Consider the following 20,702-nt stretch of genomic DNA (forward strand, 5'->3'; position numbering starts at 1 on the left):
ACGATGACTTTAGATCAATTCAAATACATTTATTTTCTCGGTATTGGTGGGATCGGTATGAGCGCACTGGCGCGTTGGTTTCGTATTAACGGCTATACAGTAGCCGGTTATGACCGAACTCCAACAGCACTGACCGACGCCCTACAGGCAGAGGGTATTGCAATTCATTTTACGGAAGATGTAGCGCAAATACCCGCTGCGTTTCTGGAGAATCCAACCCAGACTCTCGTCATTTTTACACCGGCTATTCCCAGTACTCATCTGGAGTACATCTATCTGACGGAAAAGCGATTCATCTTACAGAAACGCTCGCAGGTGCTTGGTCTGCTGGCGGGCCAAATGACTACGATCGGTGTAGCGGGTACGCATGGAAAAACGACAACCTCCTCGATGGTTACGCATATCTTACGCGATGCGGGCGTGAACTGTGCGGCTTTTCTGGGCGGCATTACCGCTAACTACGGCACCAACTTCCTGCTCAACGAACCCGCCGACGACCTGCGTTCGGTTATTTGTGTGGTTGAAGCGGACGAATTCGACCGATCGTTTTTAACTTTATTTCCAACGTATGCGATCGTCACCTCCACAGATGCCGACCATCTGGACATCTATGGGGCGCATGAAGCGGTGCTTGCATCGTTTGGGATGTACGTTAGCCAGATTGAAGCCGATGGTGTTTTGTTTATGAAAACCGGTTTGTCATTGGCCAATAAAACAAAAGCAGCCGTTCGAGAGTACTCTTTACAAACGGGAGATTATTACAGCCAGAATCTGCGGATCGAGCAAGGCTCGTTTATTTTCGATCTTGTCTATCCAAATGGAGTTATTTCTGATATTCAGCTACTAGTTCCTGGATTTCATAACGTGGAAAATGCAGTGGCGGCTGGCGCGGTTGCCCTGGAAGTTGGCGTATCTCCCGATGCCATCCGTTCTGCTCTGGCTACGTACAAGGGAGTTCGTAGGCGGTTTGAATACATCCTCAAAACAGATACAGCTATTCTGATTGACGACTACGCCCATCACCCTGCCGAGGTAAACGCATTTCTGTCGTCGGTAAAGGCCCTGTATCCCGACCGCGAAGTGACGGTAGCGTTTCAGCCGCACCTGTTTAGCCGCACCCGCGACTTTGCCGATGGCTTCGCCGAAAGTTTGTCACTAGCCGATAACGTTATTCTGCTTGACATCTACCCAGCCCGTGAATTACCCATAGAAGGCGTAACCTCTGATTTGATTTTTCAGAACGTACACTCGAAAAGCAAACAGAAATGCACCAAAGACGAATTGATTGACGTTGTGCGAAAAATGAAACCTTCCTTACTTGTAACCGTAGGGGCTGGTGACATAGATCAACTGCTTCCGGCATTAAAATCGACACTAAGCAACCAATAGATAAAAATATTGGAGAAACAATTGAGCTTATTTACAGATGTTTTCTACCTTTAAATCATCCAAAAAGTGGTTGTTGGCCTTTGGAGGACTGCTTAGTCTGTTTGGACTCATTGCATTCACCGAAATTCAGCATGGGCAGAAACATGTTCGGAACGTTATCGTTCAGATTGACCAGATCGATAACCACCGGTTTCTGACCAGACGTGATGTGATGGGCTACCTGACAAACGGGGGTGCTGATCCAATTACGGGCAAGAATTATGCCGATGTCAATTTGCAGCAATTGGAAAAGCGGCTAAAACAACATGGATTGGTGAAGAACTGTCAGATTTCTCGTGACTTGTACGGCGATTTACTGGTTGTGATCGAACAACCCAGGCCCCTAGCCCGATTAGTGGTGAATGGCGATGGTGTCCAGCCTGTTTCTGGCCAGTATATTAGTGAGGAAGGGCGTTTTTTCCCGATTTCTATGAACTACTCAGCCCGAGTTCCGGTTCTTACCGGCAATTACTTTGCCCAAAACCGTTCTCTGGCGAGTGAACGAAATAGACCGTTGCTGGAGCTGTTGAAACGAATCCATGATGATCCATTTTGGCAGGCACAGATTGCAGAGCTATCCGTTGATCCACAAGGCAACATCACAATGTGGCCGCAAATGGGTAACCACAAAATAGAATTTGGGCCGCCTACCGAATTAGATGCTAAATTTAGAAAATTAAAAATAGTATATACCGACGTTTTACCCGCTAAAGGTTGGGATCGCTACAGCCGGATAAACGTTGAGTACCGAAATCAAATTGTTTGCGAATGACTAAGACGGGCATGGACGAGAAAATTGTAGTAGGTCTGGACATCGGCAGCACCAAAGTATGCGCCGTGGCTGGGCGGTTGATACGGAATAATAAAGAACAGGAAACGCTCGAAGTGCTGGGCGTAGGCGAAACAAATCTGACTGATGGTGTAGCCAAAGGGTCGGTTGTTAATGTCAATAATACGGTCAATGCTATTCGGAGAGCCATTCATGAGGCTTCTAATCAATCGAATCTCGACATTCATTTAGTCAACGTTAGCTTTAGTGGGTCTCATGTTACTTCGGTAAAATCAAGTGGTAGTATTACCCGATCGTCTTCGGGCGATGAAGTACAGGTTGAAGACATCGATCATCTGCTGAACGATATGTACCGCACGTCCATTCCGGCCGACAAGGAAATTATCCATGTGCTGCCGATGGATTTTGTGGTCGATACCGAAACGAATATCAACCAGCCCGTTGGCCGGAATGGCGTAAAGCTTGGTGCTGATTTTCAACTTATTACGGCCCAGGCCAATGCAGCCCGCAACATTCGCAAATGCATTACCCGCAATAACCTGGCGCAGGATACCATGATGCTTTCGGCACTGGCATCGGGCTTGGCTGTACTTACCGACGAAGAGAAATATGCCGGTGTTGCCCTGGTTGATATTGGCGGTGGAACCACCGAAATGGCAATCTACTACCGAAACGTGCTACGTCATGTGGCTGTCTTTCCGTGGGCTGGCAACAGTCTGACGTCGGATATTCAGGCAGGCTGTAAAATTCTGCCTAATCAGGCCGAATTATTGAAAAAGAAATTTGGGAATGCAAACCCTGGCGAGTACAACCTGAATGAGGTTGTAGCCGTACCTGGCTTAAGTAATCGCAAACCGAAAGATGTACTACTGAAAAATGTTGCCGTCATCATTGAGGATCGGCTACGCGAAATAGCCGCCCTGGTACAGGCCGAAATTATTCGTTCAGGCTATGATGGCAAACTCCTGGGAGGTATCGTATTAACTGGTGGGTCTGCATTGATTCCAGGTGTAGAGCAAATTTTTGGACGGGTAACGGGCATTGAAGAAGTACGCGTAGGGTATCCCGAACATCTTGAACCGAACGGAAGGGCCGATCTGGTAGGCGATCCAGCACATGCCACTGCTGTAGGGCTGGTTTGGGCTGGTTATAAAACTATCGATAACCGCATCTCCTTCATCACTGACCCTAATCGGCTGTTTAAAGAGGACGAGAATCAGCCGATTCACACCCATAACGGAACAACAGGTGGGCATGGAAGTACTAACGGGCATACGACAACAGGCGGTTACGGTACGTCGCATGGTGGACGAGTTACCCAGAAAGTACCCGATAAAACACCTGACCCCGAACCGTCTAAAGACGAAGGGGGTTTGATTGGCTGGTTACGAAAACTAACCCGCCCAATCAGAGGCAACGAAACCGATCCTTATTAAGTCTGCATCCATTGGTTGCCAGTAACGGAATCGGCGATATGAAGTGTAAAGAAATGAATAGATACTCCAACCCACACGATGAATACTCAAGGCTATAGATTCGAAATGCCAGACGACAACCCGGTTATTATCAAGGTTGTTGGGGTGGGCGGCATGGGCGGAAATGCCGTCAAGCACATGGATAAAATGAAAATGCAGGATGTCAGTTTTGCTGTTTGCAATACAGACCGCCAGGCACTCATGAGTAATCCTGTGAAAACGAAGCTGCAATTGGGCGACGGACTGGGTGCGGGTACGGAATCGAAAGCGGGTGAAGATGCCGCCCGTGCCAGTATCGAAGAAATTGAGAATTTGCTGGCACCACCGACCAAAATGGTATTCATTACCGCTGGTATGGGCGGTGGTACAGGCACAGGTGCAGCTCCAGTAGTTGCGGAAGTAGCCCGAAAAATGGGCTTACTGACTGTAGCTGTCGTTACGGCTCCTTACTGGTACGAAGGTACCGATAAAAAAGAGCAGGCACGCGTCGGTATTGAACGGCTAAAAGATAGCTGTGATACCGTACTTGTTGTTTTGAATGACAAGTTGGCTGAGCTGTATAGCGAACTTACCTGGACCGAAGCCTATGCCCATGCCGATGATGTGCTCGCGAATGCGGTAAAAAGCATCGCCGAAATTATCACGACTCAGGGTGATATTAATGCTGACTTTGCCGACGTAAAGAAAGTGTTGGAGGGAGCCGGTCAGTCGGTAATGGGTTCAGCCGAAGCCGCTGGCGAAGATCGAGCCATCCGCGCTATTGAAGCGGCCTTGAACTCTCCGCTTCTGAATGACCATGATATTCGCGGTGCCAAACGAATTCTGCTAACCATTTCGTCGAGTAAGGATCATGCCATGAAACTGAAAGAGCAAATGGCCATTTCCGAACACGTTGCCCGGAAAATCCAAAGCGAAGCCAAGATGTTTAAGTTTGGGGCTATTACCGACGAAAATCTTGGCGAAAAGCTACGGGTAACAATCATTGCAGCTGGCTTCGACGGAACAGGTGATTTACTAGATAAACTTGGCAACCCGGCAGGCGTAGTTTCAGCCGATGCGGCTGAACAGGACAAAAAGCTTGATACAACCAGTTCCGATGATACCAGTAAAAATCCAGAAGCGCTTGTAGGCGATCAGCCAGATGGAATTGGACATCAGGATGCTACTGAAAAAGAAGAGCTGGTACTGGCAGGCAGCGATGATGACGATACTGATCCTGTCCCTACAGGGAATTCGAAATCCGATGAGATTCATACGCCAACGGTCGGTTATAACGGAGGTACCACCATTGTTCGCCCAGACCCGCCTGTGTTTGTCGATCCTTTCAAAGACGATTCGGACGTTGACATTCTGGAACTGGATGAAGAACGGCCCGACGATACCGATTTAATCAAACGAATGGTAGAGGCTTTTGTGAAAGGACAGTACTTAGCTAGCGACCTGGACCGGCCAGCGTTCGAGCGGAATAAAACGGTTCTTTACTCGATCCCTTTACTGGCTGAACAGGATTTCGTTCGCTCAAAACTAAACGACTAGCTACAATAAACACGTTCTTTTTGCAGCAGAGGCTCACATGGGCCTCTGTTTTTTTATCGTCTATGGAAATTACCTACACCACCGTAAAAAATGAACTACTGGCGCTGGCCCAGCCCGAACGGGCTATTCTGGTAGCTCGATTCTTTAAAACGGCTCCAGGGCAATATGGTGAAGGCGATCAGTTCCTAGGCTTATCGATGCCGAAACAACATGAAATCGCGAAACGATTCAAAGCGCTTACCCTATCAGAAACAGAACGTTTGATCCGCGACCCGTACCACGAATGCCGCATGGTGGGCTTATTGATTTGGGTAGAACAAGTCAAAAAAGCGGGGCCTGTTCAACGGACGGAGATTATAGAACGCTATCTGGCCAACCGGAAATACATCAACAACTGGGACCTGGTCGACGTTACTTGTCCGCATATTGTTGGCCAGCCGCTTTTACAGGATGATCGGTCGATTTTGTACGATCTGGCTCATGAAGATCATCTTTGGAGCCAGCGTATCGCTATCGTATCCACTCTGGCTCTGATTCGAAAAGGGCAGTTTAGTGATACCTTCGCTATTGCCGAAATCCTTTTATCGCACAAACACGATCTGATTCATAAAGCCATAGGCTGGATGCTACGGGAGGTGGGTAAGCGCAATATTGATGCATTGGAAGAGTTTCTCCATGATCATGTGCGCGAAATGCCACGTACCACCCTCCGCTATGCGATCGAACGCTTCGACCCCACCCGGCGCAAGTATTATCTGGCTTTGTAAACCAGAAGTCGGTGGCCAATAACTCCTCCCGGATTATCAACCTCCGACTTTATGCCGCGCATGAGACTATCGCATCATCTTGTTCAGTTTACCCGATGCCTGCATAGTATTCATTTTCTTCATCATCTTCCGCATTTCGTCAAACTGCTTCAGCAGATTATTAACTTGCTGAATACTGGTGCCACTACCAGCCGCAATGCGTTTCTTCCGGCTACCGTCGATCATATCGGGACGCTGCCGCTCAATAGGCGTCATGGAGCTGATAATAGCCTCAATCGGTTTGAACGAATCGTTATCAATATCAAGGTCTTTAATCATCTTGCCCATACCCGGAATCATACCGAGCAGGTCTTTCACGTTACCCATCTTTTTGATCTGCTGCAACTGCGACAGGAAATCGTCGAAGTCGAACTGATTCTTCCGCATCTTGGCATTGATGCGACGGGCCTCTTCTTCATCAAACGCTTGCTGTGCACGTTCTACCAGCGAAATAACGTCGCCCATACCCAGAATCCGGCTGGCCATCCGATCAGGGTAGAACACGTCGAGGGCTTCCATTTTTTCGCCCGTACTGATAAACTTGATCGGCTTGTTAACAACCGTTTTGATCGAAAGAGCCGCTCCTCCGCGGGCATCGCCATCGAGTTTGGTCAACACAACGCCATCAAAATCGAGCCGCTCATTGAAGGTCTTGGCCGTATTAACGGCATCCTGCCCCGTCATGGAGTCGACGACAAACAGCGTTTCGGTTGGTGCAATCGCTTTCTTAACGGCTTCGATCTCCTGCATCATAGCCTCGTCAACAGCCAGACGGCCTGCCGTATCGACAATTACAATGCGCTTACCCGATTTTCGAGCCAGCTCAATCGCATTTTTAGCAATTGCCACCGCGTTTTTATTCTCTGGCTCCGCGTATACATCCACACCAACCTGTTCGCCCAGCACTTTTAGCTGATCGATAGCCGCCGGGCGATAAATATCAGCCGCCACCAGCAGTACATTACGGCCCTGTTTTTTCAGGTACGAAGCCAGCTTCCCCGAAAAAGTTGTCTTACCTGACCCTTGTAAACCAGCTATCAGGATCACTGCCGGATCACCCTTGATGTTGATACCCTGTGCTTCGCCCCCCATCAACTCGGTCAGTTCTTCCTGAACAATTTTAACGAAGAGTTGGCCTGGCTCAACCGAGATCAACACTTTCCGATCAAGTGCTTTATCACGAATTCGATCGGTAATGTCTTTAGCCACTTTATAGTTTACATCGGCATCCGTAAGTGCCCGACGAACTTCTTTTATGGTAGCCGCTACGTTGATTTCGGTAATGCGGCCCTGGCCCTTAAGGGTCTTGATTGCTTTATTTAGCTTATCCTGAAGATTCTCAAACATGCTCCTAAATCTCACTCCGGTCTGTACCGGCTTGTTTTAAAATGGTGTAAAATATGCCTTTCGCCATATTTCGATTCCCATGCAAGACTTGTTTGATGGGAATACCGATTATCTGCTACAAAGATAACAGTTTCCGACAGGCAATGATTACCAAACTGTTATTGGTGATGCGTATCTTGGGCTCCAATGCCTGTCAAGTCCGTTTTCAGCCTGCTTTGTAGCACAATATTTTTTTGGCATTATAGTTGATAAGGGAGTAACAGACCCTTTTCCCAACCCATGTAATTCGATTCTATGAGGTAACTCTACTCGTTTTAACCCCTTTAACCAGTACCTCATGAAATCTTCGATGCCTTACGCAGCCCGCTGCCTGGCGGTTGCCTGCCTGTTAGCCTGCCCATTTGTATCATCAGTTGCAGTGGCTATGCCACAATGCACGACATCAGTACTGTTGGATAAACCGGCCGACACTGCTTCTTCGGTAACCCGCACATCCGCTTCAAAACCCGAATCGCCTGCTTCAATAGCTACGTCTAAAGACCAGAAAGGTCATGATAAACAAACCATTAGTCGATGTTGGAAACGGATTATGGGTATGGCACGCGAAGTAAGTCATGCGCATCGGAATAACAAATAACTAAGCCGATACCATTTCTGAAGGCTCAGTCGACAATCCGGCTTCCTGAATAAAGGTTTTCAAGAGCTGTTGATAAGCCTGAATTTGGTCTGTACAATACGATGCACTCCATCCTAATTCGTCGGCCATTATACGCGCCACGATTGGAGCGAGTTGGATAGTTAACTGCCAGTCAGAAAGCTCAACGCGCCATCGACGGGCCAGTACATCACGAAGCGTCATAGCCATTTCTTCGCGTACCTGATAAACGACTTCGGCTTGCAGATAGGGCTGGTTTTCTACTAATTTTTGCCCCAGCGCAGGTTGATGCTCGATGATTGTGCCGAGGAGACTTACCCGGCTTCCGTACGTTCGCATCAGATGCTGACATACGTCGGCTGGAAGGTTAAACGTAGCCTGTAACTGCTGCCAGTCATCGAAACGATAAGACTCGCCACCGACCAGATAAGCGGTTTCAGTACGACTCGGCACGGACTTGTTCAACAACGCTCCCACCCGGTCAATAGCATCCTGTGCCATCAGGCGGTAGGTTGTCCATTTACCACCGAGCAGGCTGAGCAAACCCGATGTAGCATCATATTCTACCTCATGGTCGCGCAGCAAGGTCTTCGTATCGGCCCGACTGCTCACAATCAATGGGCGAATGCCACCAAAGCCAGCCTGTATCTGTGACCGCTCGGGCATTTTGGCCAGATAAGGTCGAACCGTTTCCAGCAGGTAATCCACTTCATCAGGCTCCAGAAGTGGCTCCCGCGATAAGCTATCGTAATCGTTATCGGTTGTCCCGACAAACACTTTACTGCCAAACGGAATCGCAAAGATCACACGTCCATCGGCCGTTTTAGGAATTAATACGGCAAAATTGCTGTCCAGCGTTTCACGCGGAAGCACAATATGGACACCCTTGCTGGGCCGGATGCGTTGTTCGAGTTCAGGGTTAGCCAATAACCGAATCGCGTCGGCAAAAGGCCCTGTACAATTCAGAAACACCGTCGCTTTTACCTCGACCGTTTCGCCGGTAATCTGATCCTTTACCAAGGCCGTTGTGATGCGTCCCGCCTGCCGACCGAAATCCGTAACGGCGGCATAGTTCACAACCACAGCGCCTGCTTCGTCGGCAGTATGTGCCAACGCCAGCGCATAGCGGGAATCGTTGAACTGACCGTCATAATAAAGCACAGCACTATGCATCTTCTGGCTAAGCTTTGGACTTTTTTCCAGTGCCTGTACCCGACTCAGCCACTTGCCTTTCGGAAATGCATCGTGGCCCGAAATAAGGTCATAAAGCGTTAGGCCGATGGTCATGTACATCCCTTCGAACCAACTAAAAACGGGCGTAAGAATAGCCAGCGGATGAGCCAGATGGGGCGCATTACGAATCACTGTCCGACGCTCGGCCAAACCATGACGTACCTGCTTCAACTGAGCCAAATCAAGTTTTTTGATAGCTTGCTCCAGATAACGGACACCTCCATGAATCAATTTGGTAGATCGGGAAGAGGTTTCACTGGCAAAATCCCCCCGGTCAACCAGCGCAACGCGGTAGCCTCTCAGCGCAGCGTCGAACGCAGCACCTGCTCCGCTAGCGCCTGCCCCGATAATACAAATGTCGAATGTTTCCTGCTTCAGCCGCTCCCAGTTTTTTGTCCGCTTCATGTTGTAAAGATAAAGTAATTAGCGGAGTAGTATAGTGAAAGTGGGAGTCTGGAGTATATCAATTACAGTAAGTTAATGTAGGATATACGAACTCTACGATTCATGGCAGTACACATCGCACTCGCTTATCCTGAGAAACTACGCCCCATTCGGCTAAAGAAGCCGCTGCGACCACCGGATGGGCGGGTGGTGCGTGTGACGCGCGAACTACGAACATTTTCGCTCACGTGCCTTGACCGATTATACAAACCGGTGTTTGCATAAACACCCGAACTGTAGCGACGTTCGTACTCGTCGTAGCGGGGAGCAGTTGAGCGACCCAGCATGTAGCCCAGGCTTCCCCACAGTAAAGCGTTCGCTAAACCATTATGGTGATGCGCATGATAGGCACTCGGGTTATTCAGATAGGTACGGGTTGACTCGTCATTCTCAACCAGTCGTTTGGCAGCATCAACACTTAATGTATCCCGATGACCGTCGAAATAACTCACAATGGCCCCAGCCTGACCAGGATTGGCCTGCACTTCGTCGGTAATTTTAAAATTTCCGGGAGAGGTTTCGGTAATGTATGTCCGTACACCCTGCTGAAAGCGCGTTTCCGTTTGCTCTTCGGAACGACTGTTTCCGCAGCTTTGGAGCACAGCAGCCCCATTAAGCAGTGCTAGGGTAAGCGTAGTACTAAGGGTAATATCTTTAACGCGCCGAAGAACGGCATGCCGGCGAAGGGGTGTCATAGCCTGATTTAGTGATAATTGACCGCTAAGCTATACCACCTGTGCGAGGGTTACAACTGAATAAGGATGAACTGTTAGTAAGGGTTACTTAACGGTTGCTAGAACGGACGGTACTTCGTTCCGAACAAAATGGCGATACCTGCCGAAGCACTGACCACATTCACCGTCCGATCGCTGCTGAACGTAGCACTTTCGGGACGGCTCGTACCACTGGTAGTAGTTGATGTCACGTTATCAAACGTAAACGCAGCCTGACTATAATCGGCGTTAAGTAGCACAGCCGTATTCAATCCCAGTCGATACCGTAACGACAGTCCTCCGCCATAAGCCATCGCTGTACTTTGCGAACCCGTGGTCTTTACCGACATTTCCGAACGCCCAACCAGCCCGGCAACCGATGTATTGGGCAATACCGCCAGCGCCCGGCCTGCCAACAAACGGGCATCGACCGAAAAACGTCCGCCCATTGGCAATGACACATAAGGCCCAGCCATAACCGTCATAACCGACCAGTTATCGGCTTTTGCAGTCCAATTGCTTGAATTGCTCTGTGATATTGCGCTGAGCATAGCGCCTGTATTGACCGAATTACGATGTTGCTCTCCCCGAATCATCAGTCCAACTGGGCCAGCAATCCGATACCCGGCCGACACGTTAAAGGCAAAACCTTCACCGGCCATGCAAGCCTGACCGTCGGTTGGCGAGCAACTGGCAAACCGCCCAACCGGTACACTGGCACCCGCAGATGCAGCAAAAAAACCTTTTTTATCCTGATGCGATAAAATAAACGTCTTCTGGCAAAAGGAAGCGGTAGTCATTCCAGCCGCTATTACGGTTAAGAAGAGCTTTTTCATAGCCAATTTGTTACTGATAAATGCTAGTTAGTATCTTGTCAGACCACTAAACAAATACAGTGCCAAATTGGTGAAGGAGCGTATGATTGAGCGATTGAGTGAAAAAAGCTGACGCGTCCTCTTCACTCTTTCACTCTTTCGCTCTTTCGCTCTTTATCCATTGCCAGATACACCCCATTCGTCCAGCCGAAGCCATCCTGATTGGGGTATTCACCGCCACCTGTGGTTAAAGCGGCATCGACCACGTTATATTTTTCCATCATTTTACCGGTAGCCCGGAATACTTTGTCGTTCAAGGCCAACCACCGATCGCGGCCTTCATTAGCGGTCTCAGTAAATCCATAGTTAATTAGCCCCTGATAAACAACCCATTGCAATGGTGCCCAGCCATTTGGCCAATCCCACTGCTGGCCCGTCTGACTAAGCGTAGTAACCCAACCACCAGCCTGTAGGAAATCGGCTTTAAGGCGATCATGGACCCGGCTGGCCTGCTCTGGGGTAGCCAGCTTGAAAAATAATGGGAAGGCACCAGCCAGTGTCAGCGCATCCGTCTGGCGACCTTTTACGAAGTCGAAATCGTGAAAAAAGCCGGTTTCCTCGTTCCAGAATGTTTGCTGAATGGCTTTCTCGCGCGCTTTGATCAACGGGTCATAGTCATCATAGGCCATTTTCCAATCGCCCATCCGAAGAGCAGCATTATGCAGAGTTACTTCAAGTTGCCAAAGCAGGCAATTTAGATCGACGGAAATAATACTGGCGGTATCGATCAAAGCCAGTGTTCGTTGGTCCGTAAACCAGCGGCTACTGAAATCCCAGCCCGATTCGCAGGCCGCCCGGATGTGATTGTACAGCGCTTCGGGATGAACACCCAAAGGAGTCGCTTCTTCCGTTAGCTCGATTTCCTGCCGATAGGCTTCAGGCCGTGGTGTTGGCGTATCGTCCCAGTACCGGTTCAGTAGCCGATTGCTGGATAAGCGCACGACTCGCTTACGAACAGGTTTGGCGTCGGTCAATTCCCGCTGGCCATCCATCCAGAATTCGTATTCGCGACGAAGCTGTTTTGAATACGTCTTCAGCGTGTCGTTGCCATCAATTTTCGCCAGCAGATTGACCATTAAGGAAAAGTAGGGGGGCTGCGATCGACTCAAAAAGTATGTCCGGTTTCCATTGGGTATGAATCCTAAGGTATCGATCAGGTACGCAAAATTATCGAGCATAGCCCGGATCAACTTGACCTGTGCTTCACCCGATTCTTTCAGACCTAGCATGGTAAAGTAGCTATCCCAATAGAAAATTTCCCGAAAACGGCCACCCGGCACCACATACGGATGTGGCAGCGGCACCCGAGAACTACCTTTCACGTGCACATCCTCGGGACGGGTAAGTCGGTTCCACAGTCGATTGATGTGTTCGGTTGTAGTGACGGTAGTATCGCTGACGTAATTATCTGCCAATTTCTGCGGAACAACGAAATAGGCATGAACAAACGCACTCAGGTCGAAGCCGGGCTTACCTTTTTCAGCTTCGTATAAAGTAACTAAATCTGTTGGTGACAACGTCGGCACACAGTCTACAAACGTTTTAGAATCGGCAAAGACGTGACCTAACTGGACATCGCGAAACAAATTGCCAAATACTACATCGGGAGATTGGGGAAACAACGCAGGTGCCAAAGCAAATGGGAGAAAGTTTCAAAATCGTAACCAAAAAGCGGCTGCTTTGCCATGATCGCAAACCAGTTATGGAAGCAAAAATGCAAAAAGCGCAACTTATACGGGCAAAAATAATACAAATAAACTCGTATGTTTATGATTTAGAACTCGTTAACCACCGTAATTCGATGAGCCACTGGCGTATTAAACTCTCGCTTCTTCTTAACTACTTCGTTTTTGCTATTCTTCTCAACAGTGTTGGTACAGTCATTTTGCAGGTTCAGAACAACTATGGGGTGTCGGAATCAGCCGCCAGTGTGCTCGAAGCATTTAAGGATTTAACCATTGCTATCGTCTCCTTTCTGGTTGCTTCCTACATCACACGGATCGGCTATAAACGAGCGATGCTGGTTGCGCTGGGTATGGTTACGCTGGCTTGCCTGCTGATGCCGCAGGTTCCGGCTTTCTGGACAACTAAGCTACTTTTTGCGGCAACCGGAGCGGGCTTTGCGCTCATCAAAGTATCGATCTTTGCTACCATTGGCCTGGTTACCAACGACTCAAACGGGCACGCCAGTTTCATGAATTTTCTGGAATCCTTTTTCATGATTGGCGTATTATCAGGCTATTTTCTATTCACTCTTTTTGTCGACGACTCCAACTTAAAGTCAACGGCTTGGCTGAATACCTATTATGTGCTGGCCGGAATTGCCTTACTGGCCTTTTTACTGCTTCTGATTACCCCGATTGATGAATCAAGAGTTCGCCAGGAGGTGGCCCGGACGCTGGCCGAAGATTTGGGCGATATGCTTAGTCTGGCTATTAGACCCGTTGTACTGGTTTTTATCATTACCGCCTTTACCTACGTACTGATGGAGCAGGGTATCATGAGTTGGTTACCGACCTTCAACAGTAAGATTCTGAATCTGCCTACCTCACTCAGTATCCAGATGGCGAGTATTCTGGCCGCTTCAACGGCAGCTGGACGTTTTTTGGCGGGTGTGATGCTAAGTCGCGTTTCTTGGTACTGGCTGCTCATCAGTTGCCTGGTCGGAGCGGCCGGACTAGTCCTGCTTGCTTTACCGCTGGCCACCGATGTCAATGGACGAACCATCACGGGCTGGGGCGATGCCCCTATAGCTGCTTTTATTTTTCCCCTGATTGGTCTGCTCATCGCACCTATCTATCCGGCCATTAATTCCGCCATTTTGAGTAGCTTGCCACTCCGGCAGCATGGACCAATGGCGGGTTTGATTGTTATTTTCTCGGCTCTTGGCGGAACCACAGGCTCTATCATTACTGGTCATGTGTTTGAAGCTTATGGCGGTCAAACGGCCTTCTATTTCTCGCTGGTTCCAATTGGTCTGTTGCTGGTACTCATTACGGTATTCAGCCGGATGCAAAAGAAAACAGGGTACGAGGTAAAACAGACGGCAGGTATGGCAGGACATTAGTGGCTCCGAACTCACGGACTATTTCAGCCCTGTGCGATCTTATTCCTGACCACTAAACCGGGTGAAGCCATATAGGTATTGTTCGTCTCGTTTGTATTGTTAGCCTGGTGGCAATTGCCTATTTGCTAACGCACAATCCAGGTTAAACACCCTACCCTAAGCCGGAATTAACTAGTTAGTTGACTTTTGAGACAAGCACTTTCGCTAATTCTTCCTCCTAATTGCCGCTCTGTACATCATCGTTCCGAATACCGCGTTTGTTCTTTTTAATCGACTCCCTGAGTTTCCCAAATTTGTAGTTCAGACTCATCGTAAACGACCGGAAGTAATCCCAGCGAAAACTCGTTTGCTGAAAATCGGGGCCGGAGGTGGTGCTCAGATTTTGACGGTATTTTCGAAACGGATTATTTATGGAACTGGCAACGGAAAGTTTGTCTTTGATCAGGTCTTTATTGACACTAACTGACGAGCTCATCATCCGATTAGTGGCCCCTTGCAGGTTAATACTTGGCCCATTTGGCTGCAAATTGGCCGTCAACCGCCAGTCTTTCGGAAGTTTATAACTGGTCGACAGCGAGGCCTGGTACATTAATCCTTCATTTTTAATCAATACGCCATTGACTACACCCTGTACCATGCCATAGGCAACCCGGCTGTTTATACTGACATTCCACCGCTTGGTAACGGGCAGATTGACGTTCACATACAGGCTCGGGAGCTTTGCCGTACCCGTGTTACCGTACGATGTGCGCGTAATATTGGTGGTAGAATCATAAACGGAAACCGGGAATATCAGGTCCCGGAAAAATGTGAATCCTAGTCCTGTACTTAGTTGTATCTTACCCGACCCACTGAACGTTAATTGAATATCATTGACAAGGGCAGGTCGCAAATCAGGATTACCCGTTCGTTCAAAATTCGGGTTGGATCGATCCACAAAGGGATTTAATTGATAAATACCCGGCCGCTGAATCCGCTGTGTATAGCTCAGAATAAGTCCACTATTGTTCCTGAGTTTTCGGTTTATCGATACAGAAGGAATCAGATTTACGTAAGTTCGCTTCACTCTGGAATCGACCGACATGAAATCGGCATCAATAACGGTTTCCTCTATACGCACTCCTGCTTTTATACCCCAGTTTTTTAGTGCATACTGATAGGTGGTGTAGGCTCCAAACACATTCTGGGTATTCCTGAATCGGTTACTGATGCTGGGTTGAATGCTATAGCGGCCTGTTACGGAATCAACAACTGCATATTGAAAATCACTTTTATTATCCCGTAAGATACCCTTCAAACCGGCTTCGATCTGGTGTTTTTTAACGGGATGAACATAATCGACCTGAAAGGTTTGCTCGGCAAAACGCTGGTCGTTCACCTGCCGATAATCAGGCCTGATATAGTTCAATTGATCGCTAATAGACAAATCAGCCTTCTGCTGGCTCCCGTACGATAGATAACGGTACGAAAACGTCAGCAAGCGGTTTTTATTGGACCGAAAGCCCCGCTGATAATTCACTGATGCATCCAGACCATTGCCGTTTCCAGTATTGTTATTTTCCAGCCTATACCCCTGTAACCGAACGTCTGAGTCCATCAACGAACTGGTCTGTATCGTATAGCCTTCCGAGCGGTTGCCATTCAGATTGAACTGAGCCGAGATCAGGTTCAGCGAATCCAGCTCATAACTCATCTCATAGCCCAGATAACCTGTCCGGCTCTTCGATTCGGTAGTGCCTTCCTGCAACAGCATAGTAGGTTGCAGCCCGGAGGTAAATCGCTGAATTCCAACTCGAATGGGCAGGTTCGTATACAGGTTGGCGCCACCAAACGCCGAAATACCAAATTTCCCCAGCTTAGCCGACACCGATCCACCCAGGCCAGGCCCTCCATTGGGAAAACGCTCGCTGATATTGGCAGAGCCGTTGTAGCCATTATCCAGCTTTTTCGTCGTGATAATGTTAATAATCCCCGCCAGCCCTTCCGCATCGTATTTGGCTGGGGGCGATGTAATCACCTCAATTCGCTCGATGGACGAAGCGGGCATAGTCCGAAGAATATCCTTGTAACTTCGTTCCATCATACTCGACGGCTTGCCATTGATCAGGATTTTGAAATCGCTGTTGCCTTTCAGCAGGATGTTATTATCTGCATCCAGCGAAAGCAGTGGCACTTTTCGCATCATTTCCAGCACATTAACCACTTTACTTTCGGGGTCGGCCTGAAGGTCGTAGGTAATACGGTCGATCTCCTGCTTTAAAATCTGTTTCGTACCCGTAACAACCACTTCCTGTAAGCCAACCATGGCTGAGCCCAGCGGCACCATACCCAGGTCTATTGTCTTGTGAAGCGAATCGGTCAGGCTAATGGCAATTCGTTTAGTCTTATACCCTACACCGACCATATCCAGGGAATAATTTCCGGCTTCCAAACCGACAAACGCAAATGAGCCGTCCTCCTTGGAGTAATCGACTTTCAGAACGGTATTTGGAGCTTTCATTAAGTTGACTGTTATAAATGTCATCACCTTATGAGTTACCGAATCAGCAATGATTCCACGAACCGAATAGGCTTCGGGTCGTTTTTGGGCAATACCAATGTGGTAGCACAATAGGAGTATCAATAGTACTAGTGCGTTGAGAATTTTCATAGATGTACTGGCTAATCGATTTGGACAGGCAAAGCGATTCCGATAAGAGATTCAGGCTCTTTTAGGGGGAATCATAGGAATGGAACCGGAGTAGTTGTGTTAATAGCAATCAGGCACCGTTGGCAGAGAGCGGCCTGGGCCTACCAGCAATTAAAAACCAAGAGAGAGTAGGCAGGGGGCGTTACTTCTTCTTCGACAGCCGTTGCTCAATCACGAAGTTGAGAATCAGGCTAAGACCACCGAATAAAAATACCATCGACAGAAAGGAGGTAACGCTGCCAATACCGTAATAGTCGTGCAGTATATCGCCTACAATCATACCTATGGCAATTCCGACGAACAGCATCCCAAATTTCAACGTAGGTGAAATGGAGTTGTTACCCGAAAATATGGACGCATCGACGCCCCGCTCGATCATAGCCATTCGTTCGCGGGAACGCGTCATCAGGAATACATATACGATTCCGAAAATGCCCGCAAATGCGCCAAGAGATATAAGAATATGTTTAATGTCGTCGCCATCCATACGGTTATTCGTTTATTATTTCTTACTAATTGATTTCGCTGCATATGACCGTCGAAATAGAAATAGGGTTACAGCTATTCGCAAAAAAATTATGCATAAAAATAAAATAGCTTTTCGCTGTAACCTTCTTTTGAAAACTCAGGTCTAATCGGGCAACGTGTACGAACAGTTCCCCAACAAACCAAGAGGCTCGTGAAGCAACCCGATGATCAGGTCTATATCGACAAAGTCAAACAGGGCGACTCGGCTTCTTTTGCGTTTCTTGTGGATCGATACAAGCATATGGCCTACACGATTGCGCTACGCATCATGCGAAATGCTGAAGACGCCGAAGACGCAGCCCAGGAAGGTTTCGTAAAAGCGTATCAGCAGCTTCACCGATTTGAGGGTAAATCGAAGTTCTCAACCTGGCTCTACACGATTGTATATCGGGTAGCTGTCTCTAAATTGGAGCAACAGCGGGTCGCCACGGTTCCGATCCAGGAAGAACTAACTGAAACCTATAGTAATTCGTATCAAACCAATCAACTGGAGAGCCTTCAGGTATCGGATCAGCAGAAATACATCAAGGATGCGATTGAACGGCTACCCGCAACAGAAGGGTTATTGATCACGTTGTATTACCTGGATGAAAAGTCCATCCGGGAGATTGAGGAGATTACCGGCCTATCGGAATCCAATATCAAGGTGAAATTATTCCGAGCCAGAAAAGTATTGGAAGAACAGTTACGTTTTTTATTGTAGAACCTGTTTAAAGTTTTGTTTAGAAGCGATTTTGTCATTCCGACGAAGGAGGAATCTTATAGTTTCCTTATCTTCAAGTAGGGATAGTTATAAGATTCCTCCTTCCTCGGAATGACAAAAGCACTGGTTTCAATTACAGTTTCGAAAGTTTAAACAGGCTCGTTAGGTACTAAAATCCGTTTCACCCCTAAAGAAGACTTTGTTTGAGTTTGTGCCAGGTCCTCTAGGGAATTTAGGGATAAAACGAGCCAGGAAGGCATTTGAAGAGTCCGTTAAGCTATGGAGAACGAAAACGAAGATAATTTCAGAAAGCTAATTCAAAAAGCACAGCCAGAGAAGCCGGGGGCTGCCTTTACCAATGCTATTATGCAACGGGTACAGGCAGCATCGGAGTTGGAATCGGCCAAAGAAGTAACCCTGATTCAGCTTCTCCAATCGCATACCCTTGTCGAGACCCCATCGGCCAACTTTAGTCGTCGGGTGATGAACCAGGTTATGGCTCGGCAATCCAAACCGTTAGAGCCGATCATCAGTACACGGGTTTGGTATATGATTGCGGCATCGCTGCTGTTCGTTATTGTTTCCTGCCTACTCCTACTCTCTTCCGGGTCATCGCAACCTACCTCTTCTGGACTGGATCAGCTTCTGTCTGGCTTCGATGGAACACTCAACGCCCTTCCAATTCAATACGCTCTAACCATTTTTGCCATGAGTGTTCTGATGGTAGCCGATTATCTCCTACGGAAGAATCGACGTGTAAGCGTCTGATTACCTAAACGATTCAGATACGTACACATCGGCTCTTTATGCAACCGCTCATTTTTCGTAGCCCGGCCCCATTAGTAATTGGCCTGGTCGCTGGCCGTTGTGTTTTCCATTGTCAACCACCGGCGATCCATTGACCAACACATAGGCAATTCCAGTCGTGTAAGCATGAGGTTTGTCGTAGGTTGCCTGATCGGACACGGTTTTCTCATCGAAGACCACAATATCAGCGGCATAGCCGGGCCGCAATAATCCACGATCGGCCAGATGAAAACGCTGGGCAGGGAGTGAGGTCATCCGGCGAATCGCTTCTTCCAACGGAATAATGTGTCGCTCACGCACGTAACGGCCCAACACGCGGGCGTTGGTTCCATAGGCACGCGGGTGCGGCATGCCCGATCCAAATTTGGCGACCCCGGCATCTGATGCGATCATGGTATTTGGATAGCGCAGGATATTTTCCACATCCGTTTCCGACATGGTATGATAGATCATTTGGATACGCTTCAGCTCAGCTTTCTCCATTAGCTCCAGTACCAGATCGGCTTCCGTTTCAGGGTTATTTTTCCGGCCCATCTTCTGGTTGATGGCACTAATGCTCATGCCATTGAAGGTAGTGTCGGGTTTATAGCTGGCCACAACGGCGTATTCGTAATTTTTACGCAGGTTCTTCGATAGCGTTTCCAGCATTTCGGCCCGGATTCTCGACCGGGTAGCCGGGTCATGAAATCGAACCAATACCGCCGAATCACCATCGGCCAACGCCCAGGTTGGCAAAATACTCTCCAGCGATGTACTTGAAGCCGTATAGGGATACTGATCAACGGTTACATCGAGTCCTTCACGACGGGCAGCGGCTACCAGTTCGACGGTTTCGGTACTTTTTCCCCATAGGGGTTTACTGGCTACTTTGAAGTGCGAAATTTCGACCGGGATACGCGCTTCCCGGCTAATCTGAATGGCTTCTTCAACGGCCTGTTTTACGTTCTGCCCTTCGTTACGAATGTGCGAAGCATATACACCGCCATACTTGGAAGCAACTTTGGCCAGGTTAACCACTTCGGGCGTACGAGCATAGGTGCCGGGCGTATAAATCAATCCGGTCGAAATGCCTACGGCCCCGTCTTTCATGGCCTGCTCAACCAGGGCCTCCATAGCAGCCTGTTCCTTGGAGGTGGGTTCACGGAATGCCATTTTCATGACTTTCATCCGTACCGAATTATGACCGATCAACGACCCAACATTAATCGACATGCCTTGCATCCGAAGCGTATCGAAATAGGTTCGCAGATTGGCGCTTGACCCACCACAATTGCCCGTAATGACCGTTGTGACTCCATCATGGATAAAGTTAGGGGCACCTGGTTGTGCTTCCAGACTGCCTTCTACGTGTGCATGAACATCAATAAACCCGGGAGAAACAATGAGCCCTGTGGCATCGATCGTTCGTTTGGCATCCGAAGACGCGACGGAGCCAATCCGAACGACACGTCCATTCTGAACGGCTACATCAGCATATACCCAGGGGTTACCCGTACCATCGACCACTCGACCATTTTTGATAACAAGATCATATGGCTGGGCATTGACCAAACAGGCTGAAAACAGGAAGAGAATGAGAGAAAGGTAACGGTGCTTCATCAGGTTG

General features: G+C 48.4%; 17 protein-coding genes. 9 read left to right on the forward strand and 8 right to left on the reverse strand.

Going from position 1 to position 20,702, the window contains the following annotated elements; translation table 11 throughout:
- Positions 1-3 precede the first annotated feature (3 nt).
- The 5 genes from murC to B5M13_RS28445 all read left to right on the forward strand — a co-directional run bounded on the left by murC (position 4) and on the right by B5M13_RS28445 (position 5,996).
- Positions 4-1,389 (forward strand): UDP-N-acetylmuramate--L-alanine ligase, encoded by a 1,386-nt coding sequence (gene murC / locus B5M13_RS28425; RefSeq protein WP_080058878.1) that lies wholly within the window; start codon positions 4-6, stop codon positions 1,387-1,389.
- Positions 1,390-1,426: 37 nt separating this feature from the next.
- Positions 1,427-2,200, forward strand: a complete 774-nt coding sequence (locus B5M13_RS28430; RefSeq protein ID WP_080058879.1) for a cell division protein FtsQ/DivIB — start codon at positions 1,427-1,429, stop codon at positions 2,198-2,200.
- On the forward strand, positions 2,197-3,654 hold the full coding sequence (ftsA, locus tag B5M13_RS28435) for a cell division protein FtsA (RefSeq protein WP_080058880.1): 1,458 nt from the start codon (positions 2,197-2,199) through the stop codon (positions 3,652-3,654). The genes B5M13_RS28430 and ftsA overlap by 4 nt, the downstream gene beginning before the upstream one ends.
- Before the next feature lie 78 nt (positions 3,655-3,732).
- Positions 3,733-5,229: a cell division protein FtsZ gene (gene ftsZ / locus B5M13_RS28440; protein ID WP_080058881.1), complete on the forward strand. Its 1,497-nt coding sequence runs from the start codon at positions 3,733-3,735 to the stop codon at positions 5,227-5,229.
- Positions 5,230-5,291: 62 nt separating this feature from the next.
- Positions 5,292-5,996 (forward strand): DNA alkylation repair protein, encoded by a 705-nt coding sequence (locus tag B5M13_RS28445; protein ID WP_080058882.1) that lies wholly within the window; start codon positions 5,292-5,294, stop codon positions 5,994-5,996.
- Between the two features lie 66 nt (positions 5,997-6,062).
- Here the strand turns inward: B5M13_RS28445 and ffh are convergent, their stop codons facing one another.
- Positions 6,063-7,382, reverse strand: coding sequence for a signal recognition particle protein (gene ffh, locus B5M13_RS28450; RefSeq protein WP_080058883.1), 1,320 nt, complete (start codon positions 7,380-7,382; stop codon positions 6,063-6,065).
- Between the two features lie 337 nt (positions 7,383-7,719).
- Here ffh and B5M13_RS28455 point away from each other — a divergent pair, with 337 nt between their 5' ends.
- Positions 7,720-8,019 carry a hypothetical protein gene (locus B5M13_RS28455; RefSeq protein ID WP_080058884.1) on the forward strand — a complete coding sequence of 100 codons (300 nt, stop codon included), beginning with the start codon at positions 7,720-7,722 and terminating at the stop codon, positions 8,017-8,019.
- On the opposite strand, the gene B5M13_RS28460 is transcribed toward B5M13_RS28455, so the two are convergent.
- From B5M13_RS28460 to treF, 4 genes are all read right to left on the reverse strand, one after another.
- The gene (locus B5M13_RS28460; protein WP_080058885.1) at positions 8,020-9,675 is read right to left on the reverse strand and encodes a glycerol-3-phosphate dehydrogenase/oxidase; all 1,656 of its coding nucleotides are present in this window, start codon (positions 9,673-9,675) and stop codon (positions 8,020-8,022) included.
- 125 nt (positions 9,676-9,800) lie between these two features.
- Complete coding sequence (locus B5M13_RS28465; protein ID WP_080058886.1) at positions 9,801-10,409, reverse strand: hypothetical protein; 609 nt, start codon at positions 10,407-10,409, stop codon at positions 9,801-9,803.
- Positions 10,410-10,507: 98 nt separating this feature from the next.
- Positions 10,508-11,263, reverse strand: a complete 756-nt coding sequence (locus B5M13_RS28470; protein ID WP_080058887.1) for an outer membrane beta-barrel protein — start codon at positions 11,261-11,263, stop codon at positions 10,508-10,510.
- 122 nt (positions 11,264-11,385) lie between these two features.
- The gene (gene treF / locus B5M13_RS28475; RefSeq protein ID WP_245859530.1) at positions 11,386-12,936 is read right to left on the reverse strand and encodes an alpha,alpha-trehalase TreF; all 1,551 of its coding nucleotides are present in this window, start codon (positions 12,934-12,936) and stop codon (positions 11,386-11,388) included.
- Positions 12,937-13,103: 167 nt separating this feature from the next.
- On the opposite strand from treF, the gene B5M13_RS28480 reads away from it, so the two are divergent.
- Positions 13,104-14,369, forward strand: a complete 1,266-nt coding sequence (locus tag B5M13_RS28480; RefSeq protein ID WP_080060114.1) for an MFS transporter — start codon at positions 13,104-13,106, stop codon at positions 14,367-14,369.
- Between the two features lie 217 nt (positions 14,370-14,586).
- On the opposite strand, the gene B5M13_RS28485 is transcribed toward B5M13_RS28480, so the two are convergent.
- Both B5M13_RS28485 and B5M13_RS28490 read right to left on the reverse strand, forming a co-directional pair.
- Complete coding sequence (locus B5M13_RS28485) at positions 14,587-17,019, reverse strand: outer membrane beta-barrel family protein (RefSeq protein ID WP_080058889.1); 2,433 nt, start codon at positions 17,017-17,019, stop codon at positions 14,587-14,589.
- A gap of 181 nt (positions 17,020-17,200) precedes the next feature.
- Positions 17,201-17,545: a DUF6249 domain-containing protein gene (locus B5M13_RS28490; protein WP_080058890.1), complete on the reverse strand. Its 345-nt coding sequence runs from the start codon at positions 17,543-17,545 to the stop codon at positions 17,201-17,203.
- 192 nt (positions 17,546-17,737) lie between these two features.
- Here B5M13_RS28490 and B5M13_RS28495 point away from each other — a divergent pair, with 192 nt between their 5' ends.
- Positions 17,738-18,289, forward strand: coding sequence for an RNA polymerase sigma factor (locus B5M13_RS28495; protein WP_080058891.1), 552 nt, complete (start codon positions 17,738-17,740; stop codon positions 18,287-18,289).
- Positions 18,290-18,568: 279 nt separating this feature from the next.
- Positions 18,569-19,057 carry a hypothetical protein gene (locus tag B5M13_RS28500; RefSeq protein WP_080058892.1) on the forward strand — a complete coding sequence of 163 codons (489 nt, stop codon included), beginning with the start codon at positions 18,569-18,571 and terminating at the stop codon, positions 19,055-19,057.
- Positions 19,058-19,105: 48 nt separating this feature from the next.
- Here B5M13_RS28500 and B5M13_RS28505 read toward each other — a convergent pair whose 3' ends face one another.
- Complete coding sequence (locus tag B5M13_RS28505; RefSeq protein WP_080058893.1) at positions 19,106-20,695, reverse strand: N-acyl-D-amino-acid deacylase family protein; 1,590 nt, start codon at positions 20,693-20,695, stop codon at positions 19,106-19,108.
- Between the last annotated feature and the right edge of the window lie 7 nt (positions 20,696-20,702).

Origin of the sequence: Spirosoma aerolatum, from assembly GCF_002056795.1 — a bacterium.
Taxonomy (GTDB): domain Bacteria; phylum Bacteroidota; class Bacteroidia; order Cytophagales; family Spirosomataceae; genus Spirosoma; species Spirosoma aerolatum.